This is a genomic window from Agrobacterium sp. 33MFTa1.1 (genome assembly GCF_004328495.1).
GTDB lineage: Bacteria > Pseudomonadota > Alphaproteobacteria > Rhizobiales > Rhizobiaceae > Agrobacterium > Agrobacterium pusense.
Genome location: NZ_CP036358.1, coordinates 1,861,162 through 1,872,094, shown reverse-complemented (window position 1 = coordinate 1,872,094; position 10,933 = coordinate 1,861,162). Strand labels below are relative to the sequence as shown.

11 protein-coding genes are annotated in these 10,933 nt (G+C 58.3%); 7 read left to right on the top strand and 4 right to left on the bottom strand.

The features are described from left to right. Nucleotides 1–122: 122 nt before the first annotated feature. Nucleotides 123–644, top strand: a complete 522-nt coding sequence (locus tag EYD00_RS09510) for a TIGR00645 family protein (RefSeq protein ID WP_004443046.1) — start codon at nt 123–125, stop codon at nt 642–644. 95 nt (nt 645–739) lie between these two features. Further along, nucleotides 740–1,456 carry a helix-turn-helix transcriptional regulator gene (locus tag EYD00_RS09505; protein WP_004443044.1) on the top strand — a complete coding sequence of 239 codons (717 nt, stop codon included), beginning with the start codon at nt 740–742 and terminating at the stop codon, nt 1,454–1,456. A gap of 30 nt (nt 1,457–1,486) precedes the next feature. Here the strand turns inward: EYD00_RS09505 and EYD00_RS09500 are convergent, their stop codons facing one another. The 3 genes from EYD00_RS09500 to EYD00_RS09490 form a co-directional block, all read right to left on the bottom strand. Then, nucleotides 1,487–2,644, bottom strand: coding sequence for a DUF2333 family protein (locus tag EYD00_RS09500; RefSeq protein ID WP_004443043.1), 1,158 nt, complete (start codon nt 2,642–2,644; stop codon nt 1,487–1,489). 236 nt (nt 2,645–2,880) lie between these two features. Further along, a complete protein-coding gene (locus EYD00_RS09495) occupies nt 2,881–3,330 on the bottom strand; it encodes a pseudoazurin (RefSeq protein WP_004443041.1) in 450 nt (149 codons plus the stop codon). A gap of 111 nt (nt 3,331–3,441) precedes the next feature. Next, on the bottom strand, nt 3,442–4,023 hold the full coding sequence (locus tag EYD00_RS09490) for a thymidine kinase (RefSeq protein ID WP_004443038.1): 582 nt from the start codon (nt 4,021–4,023) through the stop codon (nt 3,442–3,444). Nucleotides 4,024–4,396: 373 nt separating this feature from the next. Here EYD00_RS09490 and EYD00_RS09485 point away from each other — a divergent pair, with 373 nt between their 5' ends. From EYD00_RS09485 to EYD00_RS09470, 4 genes are all read left to right on the top strand, one after another. Next, complete coding sequence (locus EYD00_RS09485; RefSeq protein WP_373887382.1) at nt 4,397–5,299, top strand: choline ABC transporter substrate-binding protein; 903 nt, start codon at nt 4,397–4,399, stop codon at nt 5,297–5,299. A gap of 187 nt (nt 5,300–5,486) precedes the next feature. Next, nucleotides 5,487–6,338, top strand: coding sequence for a choline ABC transporter permease subunit (gene choW, locus EYD00_RS09480; RefSeq protein WP_004443035.1), 852 nt, complete (start codon nt 5,487–5,489; stop codon nt 6,336–6,338). Further along, nucleotides 6,335–7,381 (top strand): choline ABC transporter ATP-binding protein, encoded by a 1,047-nt coding sequence (gene choV, locus EYD00_RS09475; RefSeq protein ID WP_004443032.1) that lies wholly within the window; start codon nt 6,335–6,337, stop codon nt 7,379–7,381. The genes choW and choV overlap by 4 nt, the downstream gene beginning before the upstream one ends. A 537-nt stretch (nt 7,382–7,918) precedes the next feature. Further along, complete coding sequence (locus tag EYD00_RS09470) at nt 7,919–8,239, top strand: ArsR/SmtB family transcription factor (RefSeq protein ID WP_003524068.1); 321 nt, start codon at nt 7,919–7,921, stop codon at nt 8,237–8,239. Nucleotides 8,240–8,367: 128 nt separating this feature from the next. Here EYD00_RS09470 and EYD00_RS09465 read toward each other — a convergent pair whose 3' ends face one another. After that, a complete protein-coding gene (locus EYD00_RS09465) occupies nt 8,368–9,543 on the bottom strand; it encodes a DUF3095 domain-containing protein (RefSeq protein WP_034498837.1) in 1,176 nt (391 codons plus the stop codon). A gap of 286 nt (nt 9,544–9,829) precedes the next feature. On the opposite strand from EYD00_RS09465, the gene EYD00_RS09460 reads away from it, so the two are divergent. Then, nucleotides 9,830–10,933, top strand: a complete 1,104-nt coding sequence (locus EYD00_RS09460) for a branched-chain amino acid ABC transporter substrate-binding protein (RefSeq protein WP_004443027.1) — start codon at nt 9,830–9,832, stop codon at nt 10,931–10,933.

Below are 10,933 nucleotides of genomic sequence, written 5' to 3'. Positions count from 1 at the left end.
GGGCGAAAACGCCACGATGCGGTCAAAGTGCCGACATTGATGCTTGCTACGATCTTCGCGGCCAGTTTACATGGCGAAAGAAAGCATACCCGAAAATAACAGTTTAATAATCGGATACGGAAATGAAGTCTCTTGAACTGCTCGTCGAGCGGATCATTCTCTCCAGCCGCTGGCTGCTGGTCGTTTTTTATCTCGGCCTGGTCGCGGCGCTGGCTGTCTACGCCTTTTCTTTCGCGCTCAAGTTTCTGAAAGTTGCGAAGAACGTTTTTACCTACGACGAAGCCGACATGATCCTCGCCATGCTGGGCCTGATTGATGCGGCACTCGTCGCCAGCCTGATCGTCATGGTGATGATTTCCGGTTACGAGAACTTTGTCAGCCGTTTCGACGATGCCGATGCGGAGGTTTCGTTTCTGGGCAAGCTTGATGCCGGAAGCCTGAAAATCAAGGTCGCGTCGTCAATCGTGGCCATTTCGTCCATTCACCTGCTGCAAATCTTTCTCAATGCCAATCAGTACTCGGACAGCAAGCTGATGTGGTTCACGATCATCCATCTGGCTTTTGTCGCCTCGGCGGTCATGCTTGGTTTCCTGGAGAAACTGATGGCCAAGCCGAAGGACAAGGCCGAAAAGCCGGTGCTTTAGCAGGGTAATCCAGACGATATGAAGGTCGCAACCCCGTCATGGCCACGCATTTTTTCGCTCCTGGCGTCAAGACCCGGCGCGGAGAAGGGGCGTGAATGGTGAAGACGGAGCGTCAGGCGAGGCTATGCGATGATCTGTCGGCTGCTGCCGACAAGTCCCAATGGCTGGAGGCGCTGCAGGAAGTGATGCACGCTTTCGGTTACGCCTATGTGACCCTGCTGCTCCTGCCCGGCGGCCAAAATGCCTATGGCTTGCCGACGGTCATTGAAAGCAGCCTGCCAATCTGGGTCGTGAATGCGATGACCAGCGACGGTGCGCTCGGGGATTGTCCCGTCATCAGGCGCGGCGCATCATCGATGATGCCGCAATATTGGTCGTTGCAGGACCCGGACATTGCGTGTGAAACGCTTCAGGATGCCGTATCCTCCGTGCGCAGCATGGGCATCACTTCGGGTCTCATGGTCCCGGTACACGGCATGAACGGCAATCGGTATCTGATGAATTTCGCAGGCGATCGCGATACCCTGCAACAGGCCGCGCTGAACGAGCTGGGCATGATCGCGCTACATGCGCTGGAGGTCTATGACCGGCTTTGCCGCACCGGCTCCAGAGGGCCTTCACCGCTGACGAAGCGGGAACTCGACGTGGTGCGCTGGACGGCGCAGGGGAAGACCTCGGTGGAGATTGCCGAGCTTCTCTCCATCTCGGAACATACCGTCAACGCCTATATGAACAACGCCATCCGCAAACTCGACTGCGTGAACCGCACCCAGCTGGTGGCCAAGACCATACGCCTTGGCCTGATCGTCTGATCGGTCCCGCCCTTCGGGAAAACCTGCGCCTTATCGGTCGAGAACCGAGCGAAGCTCGACGAGATTGGAGCGAACCCGCAAAACGTAAAATCCCATGGTGGCCAGGTGCGACGGCATGATCCAGCCGCTCTCCTCACCATTGGAGATGATCGCCGGCTGGATACGCAAGGCTGCGCGGGTCTGCAGGAGCGTGTCGTTCCACAGGTTGGTGAGGTTGCGTTCGCGGATGACCTGCGCGAAGTCGGATCCGGCTGCGGAAAGTACGCCGTAATAACCGTAGAGCTGGCCATAGGCGAACCAGAAACGGTCGTCGGCGCGGGTATCGAACCAACCGCCATTATAGTTTTCCGAACGCTCACGGAGGATGGCCGATGTCGAGCCGATATCGCCGGCAATGCGGTCGATGAACTGGATCAGGTTGTCGGCGCGGGTGTCGAAGACGGCCTTGCAGGCGACGAGCTCGCCATTGAAGGCCTGGAAGCTGCGGATCGCGGCGCGGTAATAGCTGGGAGTCGGCGTCTTCGGGCCGAAAGGATCGAGACCGAAATACCAGGAATATTCGCTGAACTGCATATTGCCACGCGCTTCCTGGAGGTTGTTGTTGATGCCCGATGTCCCGCGCACGCGCCCGAGCGTATCCACCAGCTCCACCGAGGTGCGGCGCACGGCCTGGTTCACGCCGCGCTGGAATGAGGCCTTGTTGTCGAGAAACGGTGTGCTATCCCAGTCCATGCCGAAGAGACCGAGGCGATAGAGCAGCATGGAGGAAATCCACGCATTCTGGTTGACGTTGAAATCGGTGAGATCGGCGGCAGCGTCAACGATGGCCGAGCGCTGGCACACCGGTGCGGATGTGTTGGCGGCAGCACCGGTTGCGCCAGCGGGCGATGTCGGGGAGGCGGCCGGCAGTTCCTGTCCGGGCGGCACGGTCCGTTCAGCAAGCTTGTAACGGGAAATGTAATCCGGATCGAAATTGCTCCAGACCTGCGTTTGCCAGACGAAATATCCGTAGAAGCCGGCAAGCAGGATGAGAACCAGAGCGATCGGGCCCTTGATGAGCCAGTTGCGGCCGCTGTACCAGCCATGGGCGGCCATGAAGGGCCATAAAAGCCAGGCGACGAGAAGACCGGCGGCCCTGCCGATGGCACTGAAGGCTGCCTGAATCGTGGCGGTGATCCGGTCTATCATGTCGTCATAGTCTCCTCTGCCCGCGGGGCTGGATGCCGGAATAAAACCGCCATCCGGTGGGGCGCCCTTCGGCGCCTGGTCGGACTCCGGTCATTTACTGTCCTGCAGATATGTCCCGGTCAACCGGGATACAACATGATTGCGAAACTTTTCTCAACCTGCGGTCTGCGCCGGCCATCATCGCTCTCCATACGGACTGCGACGTAATGGCCGCCGCGGAGCCGGAGGGCAAACAGTCAGAGGCCGAGCCTGGCGATCTCCTCATTCAGCCGGTCGCGTGCCTTTTTCGGCAGTTTGCCGCTCTTGACGGCATCGAGGTTGGCCGGCACGGCGTCGCCCACGACAACGAGCGCGACCATGCCCATGCCGAGATGCGGCGTGCATTTGACGACGTAGGCGCCTTCCTTCTCGACCGTCAGCTTCACCGCCTCGTTCATCTTGCCCTTGAACTCGGAAACCCCCTCGGGGATCATATCCTTCACGGCTGCCGCGTCATGGCCCTTGTCCACCGGAATGAAGGTGATGACGTCACCTACGGCAGCCTTGACGGTTGCGGGCTCGAAGACCATCGCCTGACCATCGCTGCCCTTGTTGAGCATCTTCACTTCGATTTCGGCAGACAGGGCGGGGAAGGCAAAAAGTCCAGCAATGACGAAGCTGGCAAATCCGGCAATTTTGTTCTGCATAATTTTGCTCCTGAGAGAAAGCACATCCAAGCGGATGTCCCCGCCGTTCTAGCGCAGGAGCCGGGTGGTCATCTTTGCGAAAAATCAAATGCGGCAACCGGACGCAGCCGCTCAGCCGCCGTTGAACGTCTCCACCCAGTGGCGGCGGCAGAAGGAAACATATTTTTCGTTGCCGCCTACCTCAATCTGCGCGCCTTCCGTGACGACATTTCCTTCATTGTCGAAGCGGGCCACCATCGTCGCCTTGCGGCCGCAATGGCAGATGGTGCGGATTTCGCGCAGCTCGTCGGCAATCGCAAGCAGTTCTTTCGAGGCAGGGAAGAGCTTGCCCTGGAAATCCGTGCGCAGACCATAGGTCATGACCGGGATGTCCAGCCGGTCGACAATCTCGGCAAGCTGCCAGACATGGTGTTCTGAGAGGAAATTGGCCTCGTCGACGAAAACGCAGGCGACGGGCGCCTGTACATGCAGGGCCGATACTTCAGCGAACAAATCGGTATTTTCATCGAAGGTCAGGGCGTCGGAGGACAGACCGATGCGCGAGGCGACACGGCCGACGCCGGCGCGGTCGTCAAACGCGGCCGTGAAGATCAGCGTGCGCATGCCGCGCTCCTGATAATTATAGGACGCCTGCAGCAGCATGGTCGATTTGCCGGCATTCATCGTCGAATAATTGAAATAGAGTTTTGCCATTATCCACTCCCGGAGCGCCTTCGCGCCTTTCGGACGCCTCGCAACCTCACGAAACGGCGCGCCGGATTTCACCAGGCGATCACAAAGCCCGATCCGATGCCGCATCAGGCGTCTTTTGACGAGGAAGATTTGGATTGAAAAGTGCGCAGGCGCGAAAAACACAGATTTCTGCGGTCTGCTTTTTCCCATTTGCAGGTTCGAATCCCGACGTTTTTGCCGTTTTTGTCGCAAACGGGCGGGCCAAAGCACGCAAATGCACGCGAGTTGATTGTGGCCGGAAGATATTGATAATGGCAAGGGAACGAAAAAAAGGGAGCAAACAATGTTTGCAAATAGACGTCGCTGTCTGGTTCTGGCCGCAGCAATCTCCTCCATGACGTTCAGCGCGGCCGGTGCCGCCGAACCGGCAAGCTGCGGCACGGTGCGGTTTTCCGATGTGGGCTGGACCGACATCACCGCCACAACGGCCACAGCCACGGTACTACTGAAAAGCCTAGGCTATGAAACCGACGTCAAGCTTCTCTCTGTTCCCGTTACCTATACATCCCTGAAAAACAAAGACATCGATGTCTTCCTCGGCAACTGGATGCCGACCATGGAAGGGGATATCGCGCCTTACCGCGAAGACAAATCGGTCGAAACGCTGCGGGAAAACCTGACCGGCGCCAAGTATACGCTGGCGACCAACGCCAAGGGTGCCGAACTCGGCATCAAGGATTTCAAGGACATCGCCACGCACAGCGACGCGCTTGGCGGCAAGATTTACGGCATCGAGCCCGGTAATGACGGCAACCGCCTGATCCTCGACATGGTGGCCAAGGATACATTCGGATTGAAGGCGTTCGAAGTCGTCGAATCCTCCGAGCAGGGGATGCTGTCGCAGGTCGCCCGCGCGGAAAAATCCGGCGAGCCGATCGTTTTCCTCGGCTGGGAACCGCATCCGATGAATGCGAATTTCAAGCTCACCTACCTGACGGGCGGCGATGAGGTCTTCGGTCCCAACTTCGGTGGTGCAACGATCTACACCAATGTTCGCAAGGGTTATGTCGAGGAATGCCCCAATGTCGGCGCCTTCCTCAAGAACCTGCAATTTTCCCTGCCCATGGAAAACGAGATCATGGGCAAAATCCTGAATGACGGGCTTGAGGGCGAAGCTGCCGCCACCGCATGGCTGAAGGCCAATCCGGCTGCGGTCGAGCCCTGGCTCGCCAACGTCAAGACCAAGGATGGCAGCGCCGACGCCCTGCCCGCCGTCAAGAAGGCGCTTGGCCTTTAAAACGCAAGACTATGCATGACTGTATCCGGCCTGCGCGACAGGCTGGATGCAGCGGGAAATATCGATGCCCATGCATGACCTTGCCCGCGCATTTTCAACGCATTGCAGGTCATGCGCCAGCACCGCGTCCGGCCGCCGTCTGCCGGTCGTTGTTTCTGCATTTGTTTAAGAAAGGTCTTTTCTTACCGTGGAATGGCTCAGCGCTCCTGAAAACCGCCTGCCCGTCGGCCGATATGCCAAGGAGGCCATCGACTGGCTGACCGGCAATCTCGCTTTTTTCTTCGATTGGCTTTCCTTCATTTTCCAAAGCGTCATCAACGCCCTGCTTTATGTGCTCCAGGCGCCGCATCCGCTGGTCATCGTGGCGATTGTCACGGCGCTTTCGGCCTGGACGCGACGCTCGATCGGCATGCCCGTCTTCACCGCACTCGGCCTGCTGCTCATCATCAATCTCGGCTATTGGAAAGCGACGACGGAGACGCTGGCGCTGGTCATCGCCGCCAGCGCCGTGTGCATGATCATCGGCATACCGCTTGGCATATTGGCGGCGAGACGCAAATGGATCTATGCCGGCATGCGCCCTGTGCTGGACCTGATGCAGACCATCCCCACCTTCGTTTATCTCATTCCGGCGCTGGTGCTGTTCGGCCTTGGCATGGTTCCGGGGCTGATCGCCACCGTCATCTTCGCCATTCCGGCTCCGGTGCGGCTCACACGCCTCGGCATTGTCTCCACGCCGCCGGCGCTGGTCGAGGCGGCCGTCGCCTTCGGAGCAACGCCGTCGCAGGTGCTGCGCAAGGTGGAGCTGCCCTTTGCCGCGCCGCAGATCATGGCCGGTCTTACCCAGACGATCATGCTGTCGCTGTCGATGGTGGTCATTTCCGCGCTTGTCGGCGCCAATGGTTTGGGCGTGCCTGTCGTGCGCGCCTTGAACACCGTCAATATCGCCATGGGCTTCGAGGCGGGATTGTGCATCGTCATACTGGCAATCGTTCTTGACCGGCTTTTCCGCCTTCCCGGTACGGAGGATGATCTATGAGTGACGCCATCATCTTCGGAAATGTCGATATCGTCTTTGGCGACCGGCCCGATGCCGCGCTGCCGATGATCGACAGGGGCAGTACGCGCGACGAGATCAATGCCGAGACCGGTCTGGTGCTCGGTGTCGCCAATGCATCGCTGTCCGTCAGCGAAGGCGAGATACTCGTGCTTATGGGGCTTTCCGGCTCGGGCAAGTCGACGCTGCTCAGGGCCGTCAACGGGCTTGCGCCCGTGGTACGTGGCAATGTGGGGGTGAAGACCAAGACCGGCTTTGTCGATCCCTATCGCTCAACGGCCAAATCGCTCCGCGACCTGCGCATGCATACGGTTTCCATGGTGTTCCAGCAATTCGGTCTTCTGCCGTGGCGTAACGTGGCCGACAATGTCGGTTTCGGGCTCGAGCTTTCCGGCGTACCGGAAGCGGAACGCAAACGCATGGTGGCCGAGCAGCTCGAACTGGTCAATCTTTCCGCCTGGGCCGACCGCAAGGTGGGAGAGCTTTCCGGCGGCATGCAGCAGCGTGTGGGACTGGCGAGAGCGTTTGCCACCGGCGCGCCGATCCTGCTGATGGACGAACCATTCTCGGCGCTCGACCCCCTTATCAGAAGCCGCCTGCAGGATGAGCTTCTCGAATTCCAGAGCCGGCTGAAGAAAACGATCCTCTTTGTCAGCCACGATCTGGATGAGGCTTTCCGCATCGGCAATCGTATCGCCATGATGGAAGGCGGACGCATCATCCAGTGCGGGACGCCGCAGCAGATCGTCAAGCAACCGGCCACGCAATATGTCGCGGATTTCGTGCAGAATATGAACCCGATCTCCATGCTGACCGCTGCGGATGTGATGAAGCGGGGCGTAGATGAACGCAACGGCCAGATGACCGTCGCGGCCACCGCCCGCCCGTCATCCCCCCTGATCGACATTCTCGATGCGCTGGCCAAACATTCCGGCGCAATCGGTGTCGTCGACAATGGCGCGATCGTCGGCACGATTTCCGCTGACGAAGTCGTGGCAGGGCTGACCCGTCATCGCAAAAAATAACTGGCTTTTGCCAGGAAACAAAAGGGACCTCCCTCACCGGGGGGTCCCTTTTGTTTTTCCGCAGATATTCCGGGCAAGTTACCTTCCCCCTGTTGGAAAGAGTATCTTTGACATCATAAGTTATGCATGAAAATTATTACTAATAAAAACCATATTGCAAATTTCGAGAAAATTGCGCAAAGTAAAACTAGATTCTGTAGCCCGTTGCTAAATTTAAGGTGGTATAAGCTTAAAGCCTCAAAATCGGTCGCGGGTTATGGTGATTTGGGAGCTGAAATTTTTATCATTTGTTGCTTATGAATACTTATTCTAATACATGTTTTTATTGTAAATGTGATAAAAATCAGGCAGAACGCCGATATTTTAGGTGAAGTGTCTTAGATGGATAATTAGTGAAGAATAGTCTTTGAAAGGGACACGATATAAGCAAGATTTAGGTATATACAACGTATCCACCGAATTATAAAAACACCTTTTGGAACACCTATAATAGCCACCATGACCGTCTTTCCGACTGTCATCAGGAGACTTGAGCGTATGGATAACCAATCTCTGTCGGAACATAGCATCGCCGCTGCAGACTTGCTCTCAGCGATGGCGAATCCCAAGCGCCTGATGATCTTATGCACGTTGGTGGATACGGAAGTGCCGGTCGGTGTTCTCGCCTCTCAGGTTGGTCTCAGCCAGTCCGCTCTTTCGCAGCATCTTTCGAAATTGCGGGCCCAGCGGCTGGTAAAGACACGACGGGATGCGCAGACCATCTATTATTCCAGCAACTCCGAATCCGTTAAGAAAATCCTGGCCTCCCTTGAGGAAATTTATTGCCAGGCGCAGAAGAGCAGCAAGACAGCCGCCTGATCCGGGGCCGTCAGGCCTCCGGCAGCATTGAATTGAAACCGGCGCTTGACGCCGGTTTTTCGTTTGTGAGTTACCTGACCGGGAGGGTGATCCCGCAAGGAGCGCGCTGGTCTTTGCGCCGGGTGCGATCAGCGGGCGGGAACAGCCTGCATCTGCTGCTTGAGCAGGGTTGCTGCAGCCGCGTATCCGCCGTCAGCGCCGTCCACGAAATGCATGTGATCCCGTGAAAGCGGGGAGGGTACGATACAGGTCATCAATGCGGCGTCCTGCTCATGCAGGCCGAAATAACAGCTTCCAGACAGGCGGCCTTGCTCCAGCCGGTCGCGAATTTTTTCGAGCCTTGCGGCGTCGATGTCCACGGTCATCTTCAAACCGTCGTCGAATTTCCTGAAATCGGTATTGCTGGCGACGGAGCGCCGATAGCGCTCCGCATTGAACCGTCCGAGCGAAAGACCCGTCAAGCCGAGCAAATTGATAAGCAGGGTCTCGCCGAGAATACGGGACGAACGGCGCAACTGGCCCCAGACGTCGCGATGGGCCGCTCCTGCGCGTGCCTCGAGATTCAGTCCCTCCCGCACGAAACCGAGCTTCGGGCCCTCCTCAGGCACGGGGTGGCCATGCCTTCCGTCCTGCTCGGCCAGATCGACAAGATCGGTAACAAGCTTGCGGAATGCCGGCATGTCCCGCGACGGCCCCGGCACCGCTATGATGGATACAACCTTGCCACGGGTCGCCGGAATGGGATTCCAGCGGCATGAGAGGCCGGTCAGATCCGGGCGTTCGCCTGCGGCTGCGGTGGGCAGGATATAAAGGCCTTCCTTCATCCGTGCTTCAGCCCAGCTATTGCCGCCACCTGAAAACATCGCATAGGATACATCGTCGCTTGCCTGAAAACGCGCGACGCGCACATCGAAGCCATTCTCACGAATATCCTCAACCGGAACCAGCGCTACCCGCATCGTAAGGTCGAGATCGTCCTTGACCCAACGCTGAACGGAAGAAAGAGCGGCGCTGGCAAGCGGCAGCCCGCCCGGGGGCACGGTGACGGCGGCGCCATCGCCGCCGAAAACGAAGGGCAGGTCGTGACGTCCGAGACTGTTCGACACACCGGAAATGACCGCCGCGCCGGCCATGTTCACCGCCTTGTATCGACCGGTCTGGATCGCCGTCGTTGAATCGACGATATCGGCGATGGCAAGCCCCCATCCCGGTGGCAGGGCACGATAAAGCGCCGGATCAACCACGTCCTCAAAGCGCTGGAAAACGGGCAGGCCCGTCAGAAATTCGTCATCTGCTGTGATCATGCCGCGATTATCCTCCAGCGGCGGCCAAACGCCAAGCATTTCCATGGGGCGATACCGTGCTTCGGAGTGATAGGATCATGGCCCGCTTCGCGTTTGATTTACCTCTAATAGACCTAATCCAGCAAAGGTGACTTGCATAGATCATCAATCCTTCCGTATGAGTTGAGTGGAAGGCTCGGAATTCAAAAATGGAACGAGTTTTCGCCGGGAGGCGTCCGATAGTTTCATTCGGTCGGCGCCCATGGCGCTCACCGGGTCCCGCGACCCCCTTTAAGGAGACACCAGGATGAAACTGAAGACATTGACCAGCGTGACGCTTGCAGCGTCCTTCGCATTCGCACCCCTTGCCCATGCCGAAATCGTCATCGGCCTGATTGCGCCGCTTACCGGTCCTGTCGCCGCTTATGGCGACCAGGTCAAGAACGGCGCCCAGACGGCAGTCAATGAAATCAACAAAAAGGGCGGCATCCTCGGCGAACAGGTCGTGCTGAAGCTGGCCGACGATGGCGGCGAGCCGAAGCAGGGCGTTTCAGCCGCGAATCAGCTGGTTGCCGAAGGCATTCACTTCGTCGTCGGTCCGGTGACGTCCGGCGTCGCCATTCCCGCTTCGGACGTCTTTGCCGAAAACGGCGTGCTGATGGTGACGCCGACGGCGACTGCGCCGGGCCTTACCAACCGCGGCCTTTCCAACGTCTTCCGCACCTGCGGTCGCGATGACCAGCAGGCCGAGGTTGCGGCGAAATACGTTCTCGCCAACCTCAAGGACAAGAAGGTCGCCATCATTCACGACAAGGGCGCTTACGGCAAAGGCCTGGCAGATGCCTTCAAGGCGACGCTGAATGCCGGCGGCGTGACCGAAGTTCTCTACGATGCCCTGACGCCGGGCGAAAAGGACCTCGGCGCGCTGACGGCACGTCTGAAGTCCGACAATGCCGAGATCATCTATTTCGGCGGTTACCATCCGGAAGCCGGTCTTCTGGTGCGCCAGTTGAAGGATATCGGCTCCAAGGCTGCCGTTATCGGCGGTGACGGCCTGTCGAACAGCGAGTTCTGGAACATCGGTTCGCAGGCTGGCGAAGGCACGATCTTCACCAATGCTTCCGACGCGCTGAAGAACGCTGATTCCAAGGCTGCTGCGGAAGCGCTGAAGGCCGCCAACATTCCGGCGGAAGCCTTCACGCTTAATGCTTACGCTGCTGTCGAAGTCCTGAAGGCCGGCATCGAAAAGGCTGGTGCCAAGGATTCCGAAGCGGTTGCCAAGGTCCTGAAGAGCGGTGAAGCCTTCCCGACCGCAATTGGCAAGGTCACCTATGGCGAAAGCGGTGACCTGACCTCGCAGACCTTCTCGCTGTTCAAGTGGCAGGACGGCAAGATCGTCGCAGCCGAATAA

What these genes read in the sequence shown, in the direction of transcription:
- EYD00_RS09490 (WP_004443038.1), bottom strand. Translation starts at nt 4,023, where the DNA reads ATGGCAAAACTCTATTTCAATTATTCGACGATGAATGCCGGCAAATCG.
- EYD00_RS09500 (WP_004443043.1), bottom strand. Translation starts at nt 2,644, where the DNA reads ATGATAGACCGGATCACCGCCACGATTCAGGCAGCCTTCAGTGCCATC.
- EYD00_RS09485 (WP_373887382.1), top strand. Translation starts at nt 4,397, where the DNA reads ATGACGTTCAGCGCGGCCGGTGCCGCCGAACCGGCAAGCTGCGGCACG.
- choV (WP_004443032.1), top strand. Translation starts at nt 6,335, where the DNA reads ATGAGTGACGCCATCATCTTCGGAAATGTCGATATCGTCTTTGGCGAC.
- EYD00_RS09510 (WP_004443046.1), top strand. Translation starts at nt 123, where the DNA reads ATGAAGTCTCTTGAACTGCTCGTCGAGCGGATCATTCTCTCCAGCCGC.
- EYD00_RS09470 (WP_003524068.1), top strand. Translation starts at nt 7,919, where the DNA reads ATGGATAACCAATCTCTGTCGGAACATAGCATCGCCGCTGCAGACTTG.
- EYD00_RS09460 (WP_004443027.1), top strand. Translation starts at nt 9,830, where the DNA reads ATGAAACTGAAGACATTGACCAGCGTGACGCTTGCAGCGTCCTTCGCA.
- EYD00_RS09465 (WP_034498837.1), bottom strand. Translation starts at nt 9,543, where the DNA reads ATGATCACAGCAGATGACGAATTTCTGACGGGCCTGCCCGTTTTCCAG.
- EYD00_RS09505 (WP_004443044.1), top strand. Translation starts at nt 740, where the DNA reads ATGGTGAAGACGGAGCGTCAGGCGAGGCTATGCGATGATCTGTCGGCT.
- EYD00_RS09495 (WP_004443041.1), bottom strand. Translation starts at nt 3,330, where the DNA reads ATGCAGAACAAAATTGCCGGATTTGCCAGCTTCGTCATTGCTGGACTT.